General features: G+C 59.4%; 22 protein-coding genes and 1 tRNA gene. 10 read left to right on the forward strand and 13 right to left on the reverse strand.

Annotated elements, in window-relative coordinates; genetic code table 11:
• Positions 1-277: 277 nt before the first annotated feature.
• Positions 278-718: a hypothetical protein gene (locus TU74_RS15040; protein WP_047272910.1), complete on the reverse strand. Its 441-nt coding sequence runs from the start codon at positions 716-718 to the stop codon at positions 278-280.
• Here TU74_RS15040 and trmL point away from each other — a divergent pair.
• On the forward strand, positions 717-1,172 hold the full coding sequence (gene trmL / locus TU74_RS15045) for a tRNA (uridine(34)/cytosine(34)/5-carboxymethylaminomethyluridine(34)-2'-O)-methyltransferase TrmL (RefSeq protein WP_019824836.1): 456 nt from the start codon (positions 717-719) through the stop codon (positions 1,170-1,172). The genes TU74_RS15040 and trmL overlap by 2 nt on opposite strands.
• A gap of 60 nt (positions 1,173-1,232) precedes the next feature.
• Here the strand turns inward: trmL and secB are convergent, their stop codons facing one another.
• The 3 genes from secB to TU74_RS15060 are packed head-to-tail and all read right to left on the reverse strand — an operon-like array spanning position 1,233 to position 2,427.
• Positions 1,233-1,715 carry a protein-export chaperone SecB gene (gene secB, locus TU74_RS15050; protein ID WP_047272909.1) on the reverse strand — a complete coding sequence of 161 codons (483 nt, stop codon included), beginning with the start codon at positions 1,713-1,715 and terminating at the stop codon, positions 1,233-1,235.
• Between the two features lie 41 nt (positions 1,716-1,756).
• The gene (gene grxC, locus TU74_RS15055; RefSeq protein WP_047272908.1) at positions 1,757-2,011 is read right to left on the reverse strand and encodes a glutaredoxin 3; all 255 of its coding nucleotides are present in this window, start codon (positions 2,009-2,011) and stop codon (positions 1,757-1,759) included.
• A gap of 2 nt (positions 2,012-2,013) precedes the next feature.
• Positions 2,014-2,427 carry a rhodanese-like domain-containing protein gene (locus tag TU74_RS15060; protein ID WP_047272907.1) on the reverse strand — a complete coding sequence of 138 codons (414 nt, stop codon included), beginning with the start codon at positions 2,425-2,427 and terminating at the stop codon, positions 2,014-2,016.
• Positions 2,428-2,575: 148 nt separating this feature from the next.
• Here TU74_RS15060 and gpmI point away from each other — a divergent pair, with 148 nt between their 5' ends.
• From gpmI to TU74_RS15080, 4 genes are all read left to right on the forward strand, one after another.
• A complete protein-coding gene (gene gpmI / locus TU74_RS15065; RefSeq protein WP_048376960.1) occupies positions 2,576-4,108 on the forward strand; it encodes a 2,3-bisphosphoglycerate-independent phosphoglycerate mutase in 1,533 nt (510 codons plus the stop codon).
• A 182-nt stretch (positions 4,109-4,290) separates the two neighbouring features.
• Positions 4,291-5,577 (forward strand): murein hydrolase activator EnvC family protein, encoded by a 1,287-nt coding sequence (locus TU74_RS15070; RefSeq protein WP_047272905.1) that lies wholly within the window; start codon positions 4,291-4,293, stop codon positions 5,575-5,577.
• Between the two features lie 35 nt (positions 5,578-5,612).
• Complete coding sequence (locus TU74_RS15075; protein ID WP_048376961.1) at positions 5,613-6,935, forward strand: S41 family peptidase; 1,323 nt, start codon at positions 5,613-5,615, stop codon at positions 6,933-6,935.
• Position 6,936: 1 nt separating this feature from the next.
• Positions 6,937-7,719 carry a divergent polysaccharide deacetylase family protein gene (locus TU74_RS15080; protein ID WP_047281912.1) on the forward strand — a complete coding sequence of 261 codons (783 nt, stop codon included), beginning with the start codon at positions 6,937-6,939 and terminating at the stop codon, positions 7,717-7,719.
• 80 nt (positions 7,720-7,799) lie between these two features.
• Here TU74_RS15080 and TU74_RS15085 read toward each other — a convergent pair whose 3' ends face one another.
• From TU74_RS15085 to TU74_RS15115, 7 genes are all read right to left on the reverse strand, one after another.
• On the reverse strand, positions 7,800-8,555 hold the full coding sequence (locus TU74_RS15085) for a substrate-binding periplasmic protein (RefSeq protein ID WP_048376962.1): 756 nt from the start codon (positions 8,553-8,555) through the stop codon (positions 7,800-7,802).
• A 72-nt stretch (positions 8,556-8,627) separates the two neighbouring features.
• Entirely contained in the window at positions 8,628-9,398 is a 771-nt protein-coding gene (gene hisF, locus TU74_RS15090; RefSeq protein WP_003438568.1) for an imidazole glycerol phosphate synthase subunit HisF, read from the reverse strand.
• 10 nt (positions 9,399-9,408) lie between these two features.
• Positions 9,409-10,146 carry a 1-(5-phosphoribosyl)-5-[(5-phosphoribosylamino)methylideneamino]imidazole-4-carboxamide isomerase gene (gene hisA, locus TU74_RS15095; RefSeq protein ID WP_047279760.1) on the reverse strand — a complete coding sequence of 246 codons (738 nt, stop codon included), beginning with the start codon at positions 10,144-10,146 and terminating at the stop codon, positions 9,409-9,411.
• 39 nt (positions 10,147-10,185) lie between these two features.
• Positions 10,186-10,443, reverse strand: a complete 258-nt coding sequence (locus TU74_RS15100) for a DUF2164 domain-containing protein (RefSeq protein WP_048376963.1) — start codon at positions 10,441-10,443, stop codon at positions 10,186-10,188.
• On the reverse strand, positions 10,443-11,081 hold the full coding sequence (gene hisH / locus TU74_RS15105; protein WP_047272899.1) for an imidazole glycerol phosphate synthase subunit HisH: 639 nt from the start codon (positions 11,079-11,081) through the stop codon (positions 10,443-10,445). Before hisH ends, TU74_RS15100 begins: the two co-directional genes overlap by 1 nt.
• Positions 11,081-11,674, reverse strand: a complete 594-nt coding sequence (gene hisB / locus TU74_RS15110) for an imidazoleglycerol-phosphate dehydratase HisB (protein ID WP_047272898.1) — start codon at positions 11,672-11,674, stop codon at positions 11,081-11,083. Before hisB ends, hisH begins: the two co-directional genes overlap by 1 nt.
• Positions 11,675-11,845: 171 nt before the next feature.
• Positions 11,846-13,507 (reverse strand): OFA family MFS transporter, encoded by a 1,662-nt coding sequence (locus TU74_RS15115; protein ID WP_048376964.1) that lies wholly within the window; start codon positions 13,505-13,507, stop codon positions 11,846-11,848.
• A gap of 367 nt (positions 13,508-13,874) precedes the next feature.
• On the opposite strand from TU74_RS15115, the gene TU74_RS15120 reads away from it, so the two are divergent.
• The 5 genes from TU74_RS15120 to TU74_RS15140 all read left to right on the forward strand — a co-directional run bounded on the left by TU74_RS15120 (position 13,875) and on the right by TU74_RS15140 (position 19,460).
• On the forward strand, positions 13,875-16,094 hold the full coding sequence (locus TU74_RS15120) for an AsmA family protein (RefSeq protein ID WP_048376965.1): 2,220 nt from the start codon (positions 13,875-13,877) through the stop codon (positions 16,092-16,094).
• Entirely contained in the window at positions 16,091-17,158 is a 1,068-nt protein-coding gene (gene mutY, locus TU74_RS15125) for an A/G-specific adenine glycosylase (protein WP_048376966.1), read from the forward strand. The genes TU74_RS15120 and mutY overlap by 4 nt, the downstream gene beginning before the upstream one ends.
• Complete coding sequence (locus TU74_RS15130; RefSeq protein ID WP_047272894.1) at positions 17,155-17,427, forward strand: oxidative damage protection protein; 273 nt, start codon at positions 17,155-17,157, stop codon at positions 17,425-17,427. Before mutY ends, TU74_RS15130 begins: the two co-directional genes overlap by 4 nt.
• Before the next feature lie 104 nt (positions 17,428-17,531).
• Positions 17,532-17,607, forward strand: a tRNA-Phe gene (locus tag TU74_RS15135).
• 104 nt (positions 17,608-17,711) lie between these two features.
• Entirely contained in the window at positions 17,712-19,460 is a 1,749-nt protein-coding gene (locus TU74_RS15140) for a site-specific integrase (RefSeq protein ID WP_241485571.1), read from the forward strand.
• A gap of 134 nt (positions 19,461-19,594) precedes the next feature.
• Here the strand turns inward: TU74_RS15140 and TU74_RS15145 are convergent, their stop codons facing one another.
• Both TU74_RS15145 and TU74_RS15150 read right to left on the reverse strand, forming a co-directional pair.
• Positions 19,595-20,332, reverse strand: a complete 738-nt coding sequence (locus TU74_RS15145; RefSeq protein WP_048376968.1) for a hypothetical protein — start codon at positions 20,330-20,332, stop codon at positions 19,595-19,597.
• Positions 20,333-20,355: 23 nt separating this feature from the next.
• Positions 20,356-21,222, reverse strand: coding sequence for a hypothetical protein (locus TU74_RS15150; protein WP_048376969.1), 867 nt, complete (start codon positions 21,220-21,222; stop codon positions 20,356-20,358).

Consider the following 21,222-nt stretch of genomic DNA (forward strand, 5'->3'; position numbering starts at 1 on the left):
CCGCTCTGGCTCAAGGGTTTGAGGCTCACTGCGTGCCATAAACCGCGACCTGACAAAAAAGCCCCGGAATCCGGGACTTTTGCGTCTGTGGTCATTTTTTTGTGAGCCCGTTGCAAAAACTGGCACGCACTCTGCAATAACCCTGATAACGCTTTAGGGGACCCTGGTACAGGCAGGCCAGGACTCCCCACTTTTACACCCGCGACCTTGATGCCCTGTGCATCAACTCGCACCCCGGTTTGGGGAACCCGGTACAGGCAGGCCGGACTTCCCTCTTTTATTGCTCACGCAGATTGACCTGCAAACGCCAGCGCCCGTCCTGCGGCGCACCGACCCAGTCGCCCTGCAGCGCACGGGCCGCCACCACCGTCAGCAACAACCCACCGTCGGTGCGTCGCACCCGCCAGTTCACCTCTTTACCGTTGAGCGTGAACTGACCGTTCTGCGCCTTGCCCTGGGCATCGAACAACAGACCCACCGTGCCGTCGACCATCTCCCCATGCAGCTTGGGCTCATCGCTGAACCACACCGCCAGGGCGCCCGGCAACACCTCTACGTGCTGCAATTGAACCGGCTCGGGCGTGGTCAACCGACCAATCATCATGCCCACCATTAACCCGACAATCGCCAAAGAACCCAAAACGCGCGGCCAGAGTTTAGGTCGCGGGTCCTCTTCGGGAGTAGAATCGTGCCCATCTTTACGTTCGGAGCCGTGCATGTTTCACGTCATCCTTTTTCAACCAGAAATTCCGCCGAATACCGGCAACATTATCAGGCTGTGCGCCAACAGCGGCTGCCACCTGCATTTGATTGAGCCCATCGGCTTTGAGCTCGACGACAAGCGCCTGCGCCGCGCCGGGCTCGATTACCACGAGTATGCGCCGCTCAAGCGCCATGCCGATCTGGCCAGTTGCCTTGAAAGCCTGGGGCATCCGCGCCTGTTCGCCTTCACCACCAAAGGCTCAAAGCCGTTTCACGACGTTCAGTTTGCCGAGGGCGATGCCTTTATCTTCGGTCCTGAAAGCCGTGGTCTGCCGCCTGAAGTGCTCGACGCACTGGACGGCGAGCACCGCTTGCGCCTGCCGATGCGCGAAGGCTGCCGCAGCCTGAACCTGTCCAACACCGTGGCCGTCGCGGTGTATGAAGCCTGGCGTCAGTTGGGCTTCAAGTAATACAGGGCCAGCCCCATAAAAAAAGCGCCGTTACGGCGCTTTTTTTGTCACATCGGCTATTTATTGAACAGTCGGCGTGCCTTCTTCCTGCATGCGCTGCAGCTCTTGCGCGTACAGGGCATCGAAGTTCACCGGCGACAGCATCAGGGCCGGGAACGAACCACGGGTCACCAGGCTGTCCAGGGTTTCACGGGCATAAGGGAACAAGATGTTCGGGCAGAACGCGCCCAACGTGTGGTTCATCGAGCCCGCATCAAGGTTTTTGATCAGGAAGATGCCAGCCTGTTGCACTTCAGCAATGAACGCCACTTCTTCAGCGTTTTTGACCGTGACCGACAAGGTCAGCACGACTTCGTAGAAATCACCTTCCAGCGGCTTCTGACGAGTGTTCAGATCCAGCGCAACGGTCGGTTCCCACTGCTGACGGAAGATGGCCGGGCTTTTCGGCGCTTCGAACGACAGGTCACGCACGTAGATACGCTGCAGCGAGAATTGTGGGGAAGTATCGTCTTCAGTCGCAGCGGTGTTCTGTTGGTCAGTCATCACAGATCCTTGTTGATCTTGGGGCTTATAGAGAATGAGAGTCAGACGTGCAGCAGCGCGTCCAATTTACCGGCACGCTCAAGCGCAAACAGGTCATCGCAGCCGCCAACGTGCGTGTCACCGATCCAGATTTGCGGCACGGATGTACGGCCTGCTTTCTGGGCCATGTCGGCGCGCACCTGTGGCTTGCCATCGACCTTGATTTCCTCAAAGGCGACGCCTTTCTTTTCTAGCAGGGCCTTGGCCCGCATGCAGTAGGGGCAATAGTCGCTGGAATACACGGTGACCTTGGACATGGTTACTTCACCACAGGCAGGTTATCGGCGCGCCAGCTAGCGATGCCACCGGACAACTTGGCTGCGTTGTAACCGGCTTTCAACAGTTCACGCGCATGGGAACCGGAGTGCTGGCCTTGAGCGTCAACCAGGATCAGGGTCTTGCCCTTGTGCTTGTCCAGCTCGGCAATGCGCGCCATCAGCTTGTCTTGCGGAATGTTCAACGCCCCCACGATGTGGCCGGCAGCGAAGTCCTTGGCCGGGCGAATATCAATCACCACACCCTCGTCGCGGTTGACCAGGCCGGTCAGTTCGCCGGTGCTGATGCTACGTCCGCCACGGCTCATTTCGTGGGCAATCAACAACGCCAGCAGGATGACAAACGCGCCCACCAACAGGTAGTGAGAAGTGGCAAATGCAATCAGGTGATCAACCATCAGAAGGTTCCAGGGTCGTAAAATGTGGGCCAGTATACACAGCCGCCTTGGTCGGCCAAACCCCGCCCGGCGGTGACGCCACATGAACTTCGCTTTAAACTGCCCGTCCTCTGCAACCCTTCTTCTAAACCAGCCACGAGTGGGATCTATGACTACCACGCCTAAACCTTTGGTCCTGATCATCCTGGATGGCTTCGGTCACAGTGAAAGCCACGAATACAACGCCGTTTATTCGGCCAAGAAACCGGTGCTCGATCGTCTCTGCGCAAGCATGCCAAACGGCCTGATCTCAGGTTCAGGCATGGATGTCGGCTTGCCGGACGGGCAAATGGGCAACTCCGAGGTTGGCCACATGAACCTGGGCGCTGGCCGCGTGGTGTATCAAGACTTCACCCGTGTCACCAAATCGATCCGCGATGGCGAGTTCTTCGAAAACCCGACCCTTTGCGCGGCGGTCGACAAGGCTGTTGCCCAGGGCAAGGCCGTGCACATCATGGGCCTGCTGTCCGACGGTGGCGTGCATAGCCATCAGGACCACCTGGTGGCCATGGCCGAACTGGCGTTCAAGCGCGGCGCCGAAAAGATCTACCTGCACGCGTTCCTGGATGGCCGCGACACCCCGCCCAAAAGCGCGTCCTCTTCGATTGAGTTGCTGGACGAGGCCTTCAAAGACCTCGGCAAAGGCCGCATTGCGAGCTTGATCGGTCGCTACTTCGCCATGGACCGCGATAACCGCTGGGACCGCGTCGAGCAAGCGTACAACCTGATTGTCGATGGCAAAGGCCAGTTCAACGCCGCCACCGCCCAAGAAGGCCTGGAAGCGGCGTACGCCCGTGGCGAAAGCGACGAATTCGTCAAAGCCACCACCCTCGGCGAGCCGGTCACCGTCGAAGACGGCGATGCCGTGGTGTTCATGAACTTCCGCGCCGACCGCGCCCGCGAGCTGAGCCGCGCGTTCGTCGAAGACGACTTCACGGCGTTTGCGCGTGCCCGTCAGCCAAAACTGGCCGACTTTGTGATGCTGACCCAATACGCGGCCAGCATTCCGGCTCCGAGCGCATTCGCGCCGGGCAGCCTGGAAAACGTGCTGGGCGATTACCTGGCGAAGAACGGCAAAACCCAGCTGCGCATTGCCGAAACCGAAAAATACGCCCACGTGACCTTCTTCTTCTCCGGCGGCCGCGAAGAACCATTCCCGGGCGAAGAACGCATCCTGGTGCCCTCACCGAAAGTCGCGACCTACGACCTGCAGCCTGAAATGAGCGCGCCCGAAGTCACCGACAAAATCGTCGATGCCATTGAGCACCAGCGTTACGACGTGATCGTGGTCAACTACGCCAACGGCGACATGGTGGGCCACAGCGGCGTATTCGATGCCGCAGTCAAAGCCGTGGAATGCCTGGACACCTGCGTGGGCCGGATTGTCGAAGCGCTGGGAAAAGTCGGCGGCGAAGCCCTGATTACGGCCGACCACGGCAACGTCGAGCAGATGTCCGACGCGTGCACCGGCCAGGCGCACACGGCTCACACCTGCGAGCCGGTGCCGTTCATTTATGTCGGCAAACGCAACTTCAAGGTGCGTGAGGGCGGCGTCCTGGCCGACGTGGCACCGACCATGCTTAAGTTGCTGGGCTTGCCACAGCCAGCAGAAATGACCGGCAAATCGATCCTGGTCGACTAATGTAAACCTGTGACGCTGGCACAGGCTGCCCATAAGGACGGTGCAACGCTCAAGCAAACCGGCGTATGCACCGCCCTTCACAGCCTGCGGCAGCGACTACGGGTATTTCATCTCACGGATTTCTCATACTTAACGAGGGCGGGCATACTAGGCCGTCCCATTCCCCAGGTGTCGCCCGCCCCATGCTCCGCGCCCTTATAGCCCTGACTCTCACGTGCATGCTGCAACCGGCTTTTGCCGATGAGCGTGCGCAAACCCAACAACAGCTTGAAGCCACCCGCCAGGACATCGGCGAGCTGAAAAAACTGCTCGGCAAACTCCAGGAAGAAAAATCCGGCGTGCAGAAAGACCTGCGCAGCACCGAGACCGACATCGGCAAGCTGGAAAAACAGGTAGAGGAGCTCCAAAAAGAACTAAAAAAGAGTGAAGGCGAGCTGCTGCGCCTTGATAGTGAGAAAAAAAAACTCAACAGCGCAAAAGTTGAACAGCAACGCCTGATCGCCATTCAGGCCCGTGCCGCGTATCAGGGCGGCCGTCAGGAATACCTGAAAATGCTGCTCAACCAACAACACCCCGAAAAATTCGCCCGCACCCTCACCTATTACGACTACCTGAGCCAGGCCCGCCTGGAGCAGCTCAAAGGGTTCAATGAGACCCTGCGCCAACTGGCCAACGTCGAAGCCGACATCAACCAGCAACAGGCGCAACTGTTGACGCAAAAAAGCGACCTCGACAGCCAGCGTGCTGAACTCGACAAGGTCAAAGCCGAGCGCCAGCAAGTCCTGGCCAAGCTCAACAAAGACGTCAAAGACCGCGACCAGAAGTTGCAGGCCCGCGAGCAGGATCAGGCAGATCTGGCTAAAGTCCTCAAGACCATCGAAGAAACCCTGGCGCGTCAGGCACGCGAAGCCGAGGCTGCACGCCAGAAAGCCTTGCTGGCCCAGCAAGAAGCCGAACGTAAACGCCAGCGCGAGGCTGAATCGGTTGTGACCGACGCCCCGCGTAAACCCGTCAAATCAACACCCGGCGCACTGGTCTCCAGCGCCGGGGTTTCGTATGGCGGACCTTTTTCTCAGGCACGCGGCAAACTTCCGTGGCCCGTTGATGGTCGATTGCTTGCGCGCTTCGGTGAAAGCCGTGGCGATGATGCCCGTACCAAGTGGGATGGCGTGATGATCAGCGCAGGCGCGGGCACTCAGGTGCACGCCGTGCATGGCGGACGCGTGGTGTTTGCCGACTGGCTGCGCGGTGCGGGCCAGTTGGTCATCCTGGACCACGGTAATGGCTACTTGAGCTTGTATGGCCACAACCAGACGCTGCTCAAGTCGGCTGGAGACATCGTAAAAGCCGGGGAAGTGATTTCCACCGTGGGTAACAGCGGTGGCCAGGCCACGCCAGCGCTGTATTTTGCTATTCGTCAGCAGGGCCGCCCGAGCGACCCCGCACAATGGTGCCGCGCTCAAGGATGAGCCCATCACCTTTAATACGTAGGAGTTCGCTCAACATGCCGCACTTGTCCCGCCTCAACTCGCTGGCCCTGACAATCGCCCTGGTGATTGCTTCGCCTCTGGCCCTGGCGGCCGGGCAGACCGCCCAGCCCGCCGCCGCTGCCGCCAGTGCCAGCGCCAAGGCCCCGCTGCCGCTGGATGAGCTGCGCACCTTTGCCGAGGTCATGGACCGCATCAAAGCGGCGTACGTTGAGCCGGTGGACGACAAGACCCTGCTCGAAAACGCCATCAAAGGCATGCTCAGCAACCTGGATCCGCACTCTGCGTACCTGGGCCCTGAGGATTTCGCGGAGCTGCAAGAAAGCACCAGCGGCGAATTCGGCGGGCTGGGGATCGAAGTCGGCACTGAAGACGGCAATATCAAAATCGTGTCGCCCATCGACGACACCCCTGCCAGCAAGGCCGGGATTCAAGCGGGCGACTTTATCGTCAAGATCAATGGCCAGCCGACCCGCGGCCTGACCATGACCGAAGCCGTGGACAAGATGCGCGGCAAGGTCGGGCAAAAAATCACCCTGACCCTGGTACGCGATGGCGGCACGCCGTTTGACGTGAACCTCACCCGCGCCAACATCCAGGTCAAAAGCGTGAAAGCGCAATTGCTCGAAGACGGCTACGGCTACATCCGCATTACCCAGTTCCAGGTCAAGACCGGCGAAGAAGTCGCCGAGGCCCTCGCCAAGTTGCGCCGTGACAATGGCAACAAAAAGCTCAAGGGCATCATTCTCGACCTGCGCAACAACCCCGGCGGCGTGCTGCAATCGGCAGTCGAAGTGGTGGATCACTTCATCACCAAGGGCCTGATCGTCTACACCAAAGGGCGGATCGCCAACTCCGAACTGCGTTTCTCGGCCACCGGCAAGGACCTCAGCGAAAACGTACCGCTGGTGGTGTTGATCAACGGCGGCAGCGCCTCGGCCTCGGAAATCGTGGCGGGTGCCCTGCAAGACCAAAAACGCGGCGTGGTCATGGGCACCACCAGCTTCGGCAAAGGCTCGGTGCAAACCGTGCTGCCACTGAACAATGACCGTGCGCTGAAAATCACCACCGCGCTGTATTTCACGCCCAACGGCCGCTCGATTCAGGCCCAGGGCATCGTGCCGGACATCGAAGTCAACCGCGCCAAAATCACCCGCGAGCAAGACACCGAGTACTTCAAGGAAGCCGACCTGCAAGGTCACCTCGGCAATGGCAACGGCGGTGCGGACAAGCCGACCGGCTCTGGCGTGAAAGCCAAACCGATGCCACAGGATGACGACTTCCAGTTGAGCCAGGCGCTGAGCCTGCTCAAGGGGCTGAGCATTACGCGCGGCAATTGAGATGCGTTTTTCGCTCGTCCTCAGTCTGCTCTGCTGCCTGACCGGTGCCGCCCACGCGGCGCCGGCCAGTCATCCCGCCACCGCGCACAAGGCTTACCTGAGCCTGATCATCGATGACCTGGGGCAAAACCTGCCACGCGACCGCCGCGTGCTGGGCCTGCCCGGCCCGGTCACCACGGCGATCATGCCCGACACGCCCCACGCCGCCGAATTTGCCCGCGAAGCCTACAAGGCGGGCAAGATCGTCATCCTGCACATGCCCATGGACCCGGCCACCGGCCCGTTTGCATGGCACCCCGACTTGCCGCTCGACGAACTCGAAAAACGCCTGAACGCTGCGTTCAAGGCCGTGCCCTACACCAGTGGCATCAACAACCACATGGGCAGCCGCATGACCTCCCAACCCCAGGCCATGGCGTGGTTGATGGGCGACTTGCAGCGTCGGCACAAGTTCTTTGTCGACAGCCGCACCAGCGCGCAAACAGTCGCCGCCGCCGAGGCGCAAAAAATTGGCCTGGCGAGCGTGTCGCGGGACGTCTTTCTGGACGACGTGCGCACCGAGCAAGCCATCACCACGCAGCTTGAAACCGCGATCAAACTCGCCCGCAAGCAAGGCTCGGCGGTGATGATCGGCCACCCGTACCCGCAAACACTGGCGGTACTGGAGCGCGAACTGCCCAAGCTCAAAGCCCAGGGCATCGACTGGATTGATATTCGGCAAATGATCGGCGTGCGCAGCAACAAGGCCATGGCCGGGCACGGCAAGGACGGGGTTTACCGCTAAAAGCGCGTGTCGCTGCGGGCTGAGGTGGTGGCGGGTTAAGCCGCCGCATGCCCAGAGAGCGACGACAGGCAGGGCGTGAGTTACAAATACTTCGCGCGGATTTTCTCAACCACGCCTTCGGCCCGCAGTTCATCGAGCGCGTTCTGCAATTTGGCCACCACGGCGTCAGGCACTTCTTTATTCAGCGCCAGATACAGTTCGGCCTGATGGAATCGCAACACCGTCTTGAACCCTGAAATGCCCACTTGTCGCGCCAGAAAACGCCCGGCCGGATCGCCCGTGGCCCACAGGTCGATCTTGCCCGCTTGCAGCCTTCTCGCGTTGTCCTGATCGCGCAACACAATCACGGGGTTCAGGCCTTTTTTCTGAAGGTCGAGCGCAATCACGTCTTCTTTGTAGGCGCCGATCCGGTATGGCCGGGCCTGCTCCAGCGAAGTCAGGCTGATCGGACTTTCGGCGCGGGCCAGTAACACCCAGTCATCCGGGCCGATGGGCCCGACCCATTTGAACAACGCCTCGCGCTCCGGCACACGGGCGGTGACGAACACGCCAAAGCCGGGTTTTTCCAGGGCAAGGTTGTAGATACGCTCCCAAGGGAACCGCAGGGTCATGCTGTAGGGAATGCCCGCACGGGCAAAGGTAGCGCGCAGTACATCGACGGCGATGCCTTCGAGGTTCTGGTCTTGAGCGAAGTTCTTGCCGTTTTTCGCCATGTTGTAAGGCGGAAAATTCTCAGTCAGCAACACCAGCGACGTTCGTGGAACATCCGCAGCAAACACGGCGCTGGCCAGCAACAGAGTGGCGCTGGCAACAACGGGCACTATTCGTTTCAACATACGGGCGACCTGAATCCATGGCGTGCCCAAGAGTGCCGCGGGCTCGCCATGCTTGTCCAGTAGCCTTTCGGGTTAGCGCACCACGATCCCGCGCTCAGCCATGTAGGCCTTGGCCTCGGGCACGGTGTATTCGCCAAAGTGGAAAATACTCGCCGCCAACACAGCACTGGCGTGGCCTTCAAGGATGCCATCGGCCAAATGCTGAAGGTTGCCGACGCCGCCCGAGGCGATCACCGGAATCCCCAGTGCATCACTGATGGCGCGGGTCACGCCCAGATCGAAACCGCTTTTCATGCCGTCCTGATCCATGCTGGTGAGCAGAATTTCACCCGCGCCCAGCCCTTCCATCTTCATCGCCCACTCAACGGCATCCAGCCCGGTTGGCTTGCGCCCGCCGTGGGTGAAGATTTCCCAGCGCGGGGTTTCGCCCGGCAAAGAGACCTTCTTGGCGTCAATCGCCACCACGATGCACTGCGAACCGAAATGCTGCGCGGCCTCGCCCACAAACTCAGGGTTGAACACGGCGGCCGTATTGATCGAGACCTTGTCTGCGCCCGCATTCAGCAGGTTGCGGATGTCCTGAATGCAGCGCACGCCACCGCCCACGGTCAGCGGGATGAACACCTGGCTGGCCATGCGCTCAACGGTGTGCAGCGTGGTGTCGCGACCATCGACGCTGGCGGTGATGTCGAGGAACGTAATTTCGTCGGCACCCTGCTCATCGTAGCGACGGGCGATTTCGACCGGATCGCCCGCATCGCGGATGTTCTCGAACTTGACGCCCTTGACGACCCGGCCGTTATCCACGTCCAGGCAAGGGATGATGCGTTTGGCTAACGCCATGACGTTCTCCTCAGGCCTTGTAGCTGTCGCAGAAGGCTTGGGCCTCGGCCACATCCAGCGTGCCTTCATAGATAGCACGACCGGTGATGGCACCCACGATGCCCGGCGCCTTGGCGTCCATCAGGGCCTTGATATCGCCCAGGTTGTGGATGCCGCCCGAAGCGATCACAGGGATGGTGGTCGCGGCCGCCAGCGCAGCGGTGTAGCTCACGTTGCAGCCCTGCATCATGCCGTCTTTGGCGATGTCGGTATAAACGATGGCCGACACGCCGTCTGCTTCAAAACGCTTGGCCAGATCGATCACTTGCACGCTGCTGACTTCTGCCCAGCCATCAGTGGCCACAAAGCCGTCTTTAGCGTCCATGCCCACGATGATCTTGCCGGGGAAGGCACGGCAGGCCTCAGCCACGAACTCAGGGTTCTTCACCGCTTTGGTGCCCAGAATCACGTAGCTCACGCCTGCCTTGACGTAGTGCTCGATGGTTTCCAGCGAGCGGATTCCGCCGCCGATCTGGATCGGCAAATGCGGATAACGCTTGGCAATGGCCGTGACCACGTCGCCATTGACCGGCTGGCCTTCAAACGCGCCGTTCAAGTCGACCAGGTGCAAGCGGCGGCAACCACCGTCTACCCATTTGGCGGCCATGCTCACCGGGTCATCGGAGAACACCGTGGAATCTTCCATGCGGCCCTGGCGCAGACGTACACAGGCACCGTCTTTAAGATCGATAGCGGGGATAATCAGCATCTGGCAAACCTTTAAATTCGGGAGTCAACGACTCGGAAATCAGTTCTTTTCAAGCGCCCACAGGTCGATTTCGATGCTCTCGAACCTCTCTTTGAGGTGCGCCTGCACATCGAAAATCGCGCGATTGTAGTAATGCGGCGCGATTTCGCGGGTGAACAGCTCAAGGATTTCAGCCGCCTCGAACGAACCGAGGTCCAGTTCGAAACGGTCTTCCATAAAGCGTTTGATCTTGCTGTTGGCTTCGTTCTCTTGCTCGGGGGTGAGCGTGAGAATCGGCGGCTTTGGCTTGCGCGCCATTACCAGCGCCCGTCCCAGGCCACGAAGTTTTCCAGCAACTGCAAGCCGTGGGTATGGCTTTTTTCGGGGTGGAATTGCACCGCGAAGCGCGAGCCTTCAGCCAGCGCGGCGGCAAAATCGACGCCGTAATGCCCGCCACCCACTACCTGCCGGGGGTTGCCCGCTGCGATGTAGTAGCTGTGAACAAAGTAGAAGCGCGCCAGGTCCGGGATGCTGTGCCACAGAGGGTGATCGACCTTCTGTTGCACTTCGTTCCAGCCCATGTGCGGCACTTTGAGGTGCTCGCCGTTTTCGTGCAGGTCTTTGCCAAAAAACTTCACCTGACCGGGGAACAGGCCAATGCAGTCGACCCCGCCGTTCTCTTCACTGCTGTCGAGCAAGGCTTGCATGCCGACGCAAATGCCGAGGAACGGACGGTCCTGACTGACTTCGCGCACCAGCGCGTCGAAACCCAGGCGACGGATTTCCGCCATGCAGTCGCGAATCGCGCCCACACCGGGAAACACCACACGGTCGGCTTCACGGATCACGTCCGCATCGCTGGTAATCAGCACGCGACCGGCGCCGACGTGTTCCAGCGCCTTGGCGACCGAGTGCAGGTTACCCATGCCGTAATCGATGACCGCCACTGTCTGCATCAGAGCACGCCCTTGGTAGAAGGCATTTGCCCGGCCATGCGCTCATCGAGCGTAATCGCCATGCGCAGCGCGCGGCCGAACGCCTTGAATACGGTTTCGATCTGGTGGTGCGTGTTGGTGCCGCGCAGGTTGTCGATGTGCAGCGTCACGTTGGCGTGGTTCACGAAGCCCTGAAAGAACTCCTGAAACAGGTCAACGTCAAAGCCGCCAACGGTGGCGCGGGTATAGGGAATATGCATTTGCAGGCCCGGACGGCCGGAAAAGTCGATGACCACACGCGACAGCGCTTCATCCAGCGGGACATAGGCGTGGCCGTAGCGGGTCATGCCTTTTTTGTCGCCAACCGCCTGGCTGAAGGCTTTACCGAGGGTAATGCCGACGTCTTCGACGGTATGGTGATCGTCGATATGCAGGTCGCCTTTGCACTCGATGTCCAGGTCGATCAGCCCATGTCGGGCGATCTGGTCGAGCATGTGCTCAAGAAAAGGCACACCGATATCGAATCGGGCCTTACCGGTACCATCCAAGTTGATCGAGGCTTTGATCTGGGTTTCCAGAGTATCGCGCTCGACTGACGCCTTACGTTCGGCCATCACCAGCTCCGCAAAATCATTGGGCGAAAAAGGTGGCCATTATAGGCACGGGTCCGGCAAACAGAAACACGCAAGGGGATAAGTCTGACAGAGAGGGGGTTCGCGCCTCAGGCACAGCGGTTGCCCGAGGCCGCGAGAGGGGCGCCACCCTTGCGGCGGCGCCCGACGGTGTTATTGAAACAGCACCGCCGTCTTCTGCACGGTGACCCACACGCCCCACAGCAGCGGAATCCCCACCACCAGCCAGGCGGCCACGGTCAACGGCAAGCTGCCCGGCGCGGCTTTCCACTCCAGCGACGTCGTGGCGTCAGCGCCTTTGTCGTGCCCCAGCGCCTGCTCGGCCGCCAGTTGTGCATCGGTCATGAAGTACTTGTCGTCCACCGGGCGCACCAGCAAGTTGCAGATAAAGCCCAGCACCAGCAAGCCCGCCAGAATGTACAGCGTGATGTCATACGCCGCGGCGCGTTCCACGCCGATGCTCAACTGGTATTCACGCAAGTAGTTGACCAGCACCGGCCCCAGCACGCCCGCGGCTGCCCAGGCTGTCAGCAGACGACCATGGATCGCCCCCACCATCTGCGTGCCGAACAGGTCCGCCAGGTAAGCCGGAACCGTGGCAAAACCACCGCCGTACATCGACAGGATGATGCAAAACGCCGCCACGAACAGCGACACATTGCCCAGATGCCCCAGGTTGGGCACCAGCGCGTACAGCGCAAAACCCAAGGCAAAGAACACGAAATAGGTGTTTTTGCGCCCCAGGTAATCGGAGAACGAGGCCCAGAAAAAGCGCCCGCCGATGTTGAACAGACTCAACAGCCCGGTGAAGCCCGCCGCAATTGCCGCGATCTGCGCCAGTTGCGCCGCATCCAGTTGGCTGAACGACAGCTCATTGCCCAACAACTTGCCGGCAAAGACTTCCTGCAACAACGGCGAGGCCATGCCCAGAATGCCGATACCCGCCGAAACGTTCAGGCACAGCACCAGCCACACCAGCGCAAACTGCGGGGTTTTCCAGGCCACGCTGACGTGAACGTGACGCTGGGTAATCATCGCGTTCGCGGCTTTTTTCGCCGGTGGCGTCCAGCCTTCAGGCTTCCAGCCGGTAGGCGGCACCCGGTAGGCCAGCGCGCCACCGATCATGAACACGAAATAAATCGCCGCCATGACCACAAAGCTCTGCCACACGCCCACGCTGTCCGGGGTCGCAAAGTGGCCCATCAATGCCGCCGCCAGAGGCGCGCCCACCATGGCACCGCCGCCAAAACCCATAATGGCCATGCCCGTGGCCATGCCGCGCTTGTCCGGGAACCACTTGATCAGGGTCGAGACCGGCGAGATGTACCCCAGCCCCAGCCCGATACCGCCAATCACCCCCGAGCCCAGCCACATCAACCAGATCTGATGGGTATAAATACCCAGCGCCGAAATCAGCAAACCGCCACACCAGCACAGCGCCGACACTACGCCGGCCTTGCGCGGCCCGGCATGCTCAAGCCAGCCACCCCAGACCGCGGCCGAACACCCCAGAAAGATAAAGAACAAGGTGTAGATCCAGCCGAGCATCGAGATCGGCCAGTCGCATTGCGACGAAAACACCTGTGCGATGAAACTCATGTCGGGCGCACACGCCACCGGCGCGGTAACCCCCAGCGCCTTGGACAACGGCAACCAGAACACAGAAAAACCATAAGCCATGCCAATGCACAAATGGATGGCCAGCGCGGCAGGTGGAACCAGCCAACGATTAAAACCGGGTGTTGCGATGATGCGTTCCTTGGACAGGAACGCCGGCTGTGAGGCAAGGCTGCCCGCAGCAATGCTGGTGCTCATTGATGTTTCCCCCATGAAATAGAAGGTTCTCCAGACACGCTCATGCCCTGACTTTGGCGCCCTTGAGCGCACAGTCTTGTTATTGGCGTAAGTTCGAGGCGCGACAATGCGCCGCAGAAGGCCCGAAAAACAGGCGGAGATTACCATTTGGTCGTAGGAGAAAGATCAAACTGATGCGGTCTTTTGCGTCAAAACTGATCTTATTTTTCAGACTCAAAACTGATCAGCAGTCTAAACCGCACTTCACCGCTTTTACCCCAACGGCTTCGACTCAAGTCGCATCGGGTCACAGGCGGCTGACGCGTGGCGCTATACTCTGCGGCTAAATTTAAAACTGACCTTCACACAGACTTACAAGGATCCGCCCATGAAAGCGTTCGGCAAAATCCTGGGTCTGGTGCTTCTCGGATTGTTGCTGATCATCGTGGCCCTGGGCTTTGCCTTGAGCCATTTGTTTGATCCCAACGACTACAAAGACGAGATCCGCCAGATAGCCCGTGACAAAGCCCACATTGAGCTGACTCTCAATGGCGACATTGGCTGGAGCCTCTTCCCCTGGCTCGGCCTTGAATTGCACGACGCCAGCGTGGCCACCCTCGCCGCACCGAACAAACCATTCGCTGACCTGCAAATGATTGGCCTGTCCGTTCGCGTGCTGCCGCTGCTGCGCAAAGAAGTGCAAATGAGCGACGTGCGCGTTGAAGGCCTGAACCTGCGCCTGACCCGCGACAAAGCCGGCCATGGCAACTGGCAAGACATCGGCCAGCCCGCACCGGCCACCGCCAGCACTGAAACACCGGCTCAACCGGCAGCGCCCGCGTCGAGCGCCAAACCCGACACCGCCAGCCAGCCGATCAAACTCGACATCGACAGCCTGACCGTGAACAACGCGCGGGTTGAGTACAACGACGAACAAAACGGCAAGCAGTTCAGCGCAGAAAGCATCCAGCTGAGCACCGGCCCGATTCACGAGGCCACCAGCACCCCGGTCAAATTGACCGCGTTTCTGGGCACCAACCAGCCTGTTATGCGCGTCAAGACCGAAGTCGACGGCAAACTGCGCTTTGACCGCGTCCTCAAGCGCTACCAGTTCGAAGACATGAGAATCACTGGCGAAGCGTCGGGCGAACCGCTGCAAGGCAAAACCGTCACCTACGCCGCGCAAGGGCAAATACTGGTCGATCTGGCTGCGAACGTCGCTGAATGGAGCAGTTTGAAGATTTCCGCCAACCAGCTGCGCGCGCTGGGTGAGCTAAAAGCCCACAGCCTGGACACCACTGCGCAGATCAGCGGCGGCCTGTCGATTGCCCAGCTTGACCTGGCCAAGTTCCTCGACAGCATCGGCCACCCGTTGCCGCCCATGGCGCCGGGCAGCCTGAGCAAAGTCGAAATGGTCAGCCGCCTGTCGGGCACGCCCACCAGCGTGACCTTCGATGAGCTGAACCTGAAAGTGGACGACAGCACCTTTACCGGCCGCATCGCCGTCGAAGACTTCGCCAAGCAGGCCCTGCGCATCCAGCTCAAAGGCGACACGTTTGACGCTGATCGCTACCTGCCACCCAAAACCGCAGAAGCCACCAGCGCCACCGCCGCACGCCAGGCCGAAGTGCAATCGAGCGAGGCTGGCGCACTGGCCGCTTCGGGCGACACGCCTTTGCCCGCTGCACCGACCAAAAGTGGCTGGAGCACCGCCAAGCTGATTCCGGTCACTCGCCTCAAGGCGCTGGACCTGACCGCCGACATCAGCTTCGGTCAACTGACCATCAGCAAACTGCCGATCCAGAACGCAGCCCTCAAAGCCAACAGCCAGGGCGGCCTGCTGACCCTCGAAACCCTGCGTGGCGATCTGTACAAAGGTCACTTTGCCGCCAACGGCAGCCTGGATGTGCGGCCGATGCTGCCGCTGGTGAACCTGCAAACCCGGATCAACAACGTACCCGTGGAAAAAATCCTGCAGAGCCAGGGGCAAAAACCGCCAATCAATGGCCTGCTGACCCTCGACAGCAACGTCACTGGCAGCGGCAACAGCCAGAACGCGCTGATTGAAAGCCTCAACGGCACCGCCAATTTCGTGCTCAACGACGGTGTGCTGCTCAACGCCAACCTTGAACAGCAACTGTGCCAGGGCATCGCCACCCTCAATCGCAAAACCCTGAGCGGTGCGCCCCGCGGCAAAGACACGCCCTTCAAGGCGCTCAAAGGCAGCCTGGTCTTCCACAACGGCGTGGCCAGCAACCCTGACCTGATCGTGCGCATCCCCGGCATGAGCGTCAAAGGCGATGGCGACATCGACCTGCGCGTTCTGGGCATGGATTACCGGATCGGCATCACCGTTGAAGGCGACAAGAGCGCCATGCCTGACCCGGCGTGTCAGGTCGGTAAAAATTTCGTCGGGGTCGAGCTGCCTTTGCGCTGCCGTGGCCCGCTGGAACTGGGCGCCAAGGCCTGCCGTCTGGACAAGGAAGGCCTGGGCAAAGTCGCAGCCAAAGTGGCGGGCAACAAAATCAGCGAGAAGCTTGAAGAGAAACTCGGTGACAAAGTCAGCCCGGAACTCAAAGAGGCCCTCAAGGGGCTGTTCAAGCGATGAGAGACGAGCAGTTCGCAACCGTGGTGCTTGAGTGGTTCGATCGCCACGGCCGCCACGACCTGCCCTGGCAACAGGGCATCACCCCTTACCGGGTGTGGGTCTCGGAAATCATGTTGCAGCAAACCCAGGTCAGCACCGTGCTGAACTACTTCGACCGGTTCATGGCGTCATTGCCGACGGTCCAGGCGCTGGCCGCCGCCCCCGAAGACGAAGTGCTGCACCTGTGGACGGGGCTGGGTTACTACACCCGGGCCCGCAACCTGCAAAAAACCGCCAAGATCGTCGTCGAGCAATACGGCGGCGAATTCCCCCGGGACGTCGAAAAACTGGTGGAGCTGCCCGGCATCGGGCTGTCCACCGCAGGGGCGATTGCCAGCATCAGCATGGGCCTGCGCGCCCCTATCCTGGACGGCAACGTCAAACGCGTGCTGGCCCGCTACACCGCGCAAGAGGGGTATCCGGGCGAGCCCAAAGTGGCCAAACAGCTGTGGGCCACCGCCGAACGCTTCACCCCCCACGACCGCGTCAACGCCTACACCCAGGCGATGATGGACATGGGCGCCACGCTCTGCACGCGCACCAAGCCGAGCTGCCTGCTGTGCCCGCTTGAAACCGGCTGCCAGGCGCACATGCTGGGCCTTGAGACCCGCTACCCGATCCCCAAACCGCGCAAAGCCGTGCCGCTCAAACGCACCTTGATGCCGATGCTGGCCAATGGCGAGGGCGCGATCTTGCTCTATCGCCGCCCGTCGACGGGGCTGTGGGGCGGTTTGTGGAGCTTGCCAGAACTCGACGACCTCAAGGACATCGAACACCTGGCGCTGCAACACGCACTCACGGTCGGCACGCAACAGCCCATGCCCGGCCTGACCCACACGTTCAGCCACTTCCAGCTGGCCATCGAACCCTGGCTGATCCACGTCAAGGAGTCCGGCCATCACGTGGCCGAGGCTGACTGGCTCTGGTATAACCTCGCCACCCCGCCGCGCCTGGGCCTGGCGGCCCCGGTGAAAAAACTGCTCAAGTACGCAGCCGACCTATTGAACGCAGGAGAGTCGTCATGACCCGCACCATCATGTGCCGCAAGTACAAAGAAGAATTGCCCGCGCTGGAACGCGCGCCCTTTCCGGGCGCCAAAGGTCAGGACATATTCGACCACGTCTCGGCCAAGGCCTGGGCCGACTGGCAAAAACACCAAACCCTGCTGATCAACGAAAAGCGTTTGAACATGATGAACGCCGAAGACCGCAAATACCTGCAAGGCGAGATGGACAAGTTCTTCAGCGGCGAGGAATACGCAAAAGCAGAAGGCTACGTTCCGCCAAGCGAATAAACCCCGGTTTTAAAGGGTTTGGTCTGTAAGCGACGGTAATAATTAAATATTTTTCAAAAAAGTGTTTGACGGATTATCGAAAAAGGCTTCTAATGCGCCCCGTTGCCCAGATAGCTCAGTCGGTAGAGCAGGGGATTGAAAATCCCCGTGTCGGCGGTTCGATTCCGTCTCTGGGCACCAAAACATTTAAGCCCCTGATTCCGCAAGGTTTCGGGGGTTTTGTGTATCTGGAGTAGCTGTAGCCCGCCCAACTGAGTACACATGGCGGGTACACGATGGCATTCATGGCACAACCCTGGAAAGATCCGAGAAGCGGCATCTACTACATTCGCCGCCGCGTCCCAAAGGACGTGAAGCCCTACCTCCCCCAATTCGGCGAGTTCTACAAGCGCAGCCTTGAGACTACCTGCCGGATCGAAGCCAAAACTCGTTTCGCATCAGAGTGGACAAAATCCGAAGAACTCTTTGGCCGGACTCGCCTTCAGAATCAGGGCGACTTCCAACCCGCTGCGCGTGATGCCATACAGATCGCCGCATGGTGGGCAAAGCGAGAGCTTGAGGACTCCGAGCTATCAGGAAATTTTGAGCAATGGCTCATTTGCACTGACGATGATGTAGAAACACTTGCATCCTGCTTTGGCGCTGGGAAAGCGAGAGACATACTCAAGCGGCGCGACTTTGGGGCACGTCGCATGGCGAGTCTCGACAAGCTCATTTCTGAAGAGCTTTGTCGGCACAATCTCCCCCCGGCAACCAATGGCTCAGCCTTCGAGACCCAACTTCGGGAAGCATTCCTTGCGAAACAACTGGAACTCTCGGAGATCGCTTTCAAGCGCTATCACGATGACCACGCAACCACACTAAGCATGCCGCCAGAGGCACCACTCAGCTTCGACACTGCTCGGCATGAACGCGAAGAGAACAAGCTATCCGAGGTCTTCGAATCCTGGGCTCGCAGGGCACGCGACACTGACGGCGATAGTCGAGACGTGCGAAAGCGCATAGGCGAATACCAAGCGACCATCAATCGCTTCATCGAGCTATTGGGCGACCTGCCAGTTGAACGTATCAGACGCAAGACTGTAGAGGAGTTCCAAGGCTTCCTGCGCCGCCTTCCGAGCAAGGGCGATGGAATACGAGCTTTAAACGCCCCAGAACAGATCGCCAAGGCCGATGCGTTGGATTTACCTCGCCTTAGCACAGCCACGGTAAAAAACCGCCTAATGGCCCTCTCAGCGGTTCTTAGCTATGCGGTTCGAATGGAGTATCTGGCCGAAAACCCCGTGACCACCTCCGGAATTACCCAGCAGCTCGCCAAAGCCAGCAGCAAAGCCGCTCGTACTGCTCCACGTAAGTCGTACACTCGGACCGAGCTCATCACCATCTTCTCCAGCCCCGCTTTCCGAGGTGAATGGCTGCCTCCACGTGCCTCCTTCGGTAAAGCATGGTTCTGGCTGCCACTCCTTCTCTGCTATTCGGGTGCCCGCCGTGAAGAGATTGCGCAGATGCGAGCATCCGAGGTGAGACAGAGCGAGGACGGGATATGGTATCTGGACCTTATGTCTACGCCGGAGGAGGACGGTAATGACAAGCGCACGATGAAGACACTTGGCAGCCACCGGGCGGTCGCTGTGCACCCGGACCTTATCGAGTTGGGTCTCTTGGATTATGTGGCCGAGCTTCCACAGGACGGCCAACTGTTCCCATTGCTAACCCCAAGCCCTGACGGATGGTATGGACATAACTTCGGCAAACGCTGGAGCGAGTATCTGAAAAAAGTTGTTGGCTTACAGTCACCCGTCAGGCCAGCTCACGGATTCCGCCACGCTTTCAAAACGATGTGTCGAGAGGCCGGGATTCCTGAAGAAGTGCACGATGCAATGACAGGACACGATAACGGCTCCGTCAGTCGCAAATATGGGGAACGCCAACTACTCCATATTCAGCGTGAACATTTGATCACTCTTCCAAGTATCGCTCGGCTCGCTGGGCTCTTGGAGAAACCAGAAGCATCGACCGAGACATACAGATAGGCTCAAGCGAGCCAACCATATGCGCGTCCGAAGGAGGTCCACCTGGGCACAGGAAGCCTCCCTCGTGGACATCAAGGGATGCGGACAAGGTGGCCCGCTTTTCCCCACAGAGATATTGAGTGGCCCACTTAAGGTCAAACGCAGAGAGCCTCCAGTTCAGCATCTGAAGTGAACACAGGCTCGACCTCCTGGACCACCCTGCGACCAACCCTCCGACTTAACTCCTCGGCAACCTCCAAGTTCCGCTCACACAGGACCTCGACTGAACCGGGATAAACACCAGAAGCAGCCAAGTTGAGCAACTCCTGAAAGACCCACTTGAAGGATGTCCCAGAAAAACGACTGCAAAATTCAAGCACTTTCTCGGTCATCACGTCCTGAAGATCGGATGCAGCTCTGAGCAACTCACGGTTGGCTTCAAGCGCATCATGTCGAGGCATCCACTCAGGAACAAACAAAGGGGTAACTTCAGCCAGCCCAGCGGCCCGCACGGACTCTCTGAGGTAGCGGTACTGATGTTTGGTCATATTCAGCTCGAAGGCTCCCGTGAGCTCATTCTTCACCAACCCAAAACGAGCTTTGAGAATAGCCCCGAGCTCCGAGCGCTTTACTCCCTCAGGGCGAACACTCAAAGCCAGGGTCTTAGCCACAGCCTGCTGCTGGGAAATGGAGGCATGTTCTACCTCGACAAAAGGACCACCATCCTCTTTGTTTACCTTCGCTTTCAACTTCGTGACTTGCCTGCGAGAGAGGCCAGTTGATTCCGCTACAGCTCGTATGCTTAGTCCTTGCTCAAGTAGTCGGGTGGCGGTTAGCTCGATGACTTCTTCAGCTTGAACAATCTGCTGCGAAGAAACAGCGGGAGTTTCCATGGAGAGTCCTCATAGTTGTTTATCTACGAGTGAGGACTTTTGCCTCCATTGTGGCGGCTACGAGTTCGGCTCGAAGAGCAACCCGAAGACCCTCCCTGTTCACGTTTGGCTCTGCGCTGGGCCCTTTTAACAAAATCTGTCAAAGGGATACCTTTTTCGATGTTCTCAATGAAATAGTCCAAAGCTTGGGGATTTCCTCGAATACCGTCCGCTATGAACTTGGTAAACAGACGAGTCCCTGCATCTTTGACAGGTGGAAACAAGAGTCTTCTCTTCAGGTCAGCCCGGTCAGACGCAGCATCGGGGTCGACGATAATCCAGTAAGATACGCCGCCACATTGAAAGCAACGTCCCGCATCAATTTCCGCCTCACTGACGCTAATGCAACCGCTTGGAAACTCAAGAGACGGCTTCACATACTCAACATCGCAATCGTCTTCAAGGCAGTGCGGACAGGTAAACCTGCCAATCGGGTTAGACAGCCCCTGCCTGGCAAAAGAGTCCCGTAGGGCCGCCGCCTTAGTTCTTTTACGAGCCGCGACAGCCTGCTGAAGCACAGAAAGGACCTCTTCATACACCTCGGGCCCAGCATCAAGATATTCCCCTTCAGACAACGGAGAGACAGCTTTAGAAGTGCTCTTCAGATGCGCAGCGAGGTCCCGCCACTCAGCAGCAGGATTGTCATGCTGGAAGTCGTACAGGGAGGACATCAACAACTTACTGGCAGCTTCTGCGATCTGCTTGTCTGAAGTTTGGAGGGAGACGGTAACAGATTCCTTCGACACCCCCTTGGGACGGACCCTGAGGTAATAAATGCCCGAACGCTGGTACATCCATGGCTGACTGAGAGGACACTCGACAGGCACGCTTAAGGTCTTTCCTGCTTGCAT

The organism is Pseudomonas lundensis, assembly GCF_001042985.1.
Classification (GTDB): domain Bacteria; phylum Pseudomonadota; class Gammaproteobacteria; order Pseudomonadales; family Pseudomonadaceae; genus Aquipseudomonas; species Aquipseudomonas lundensis.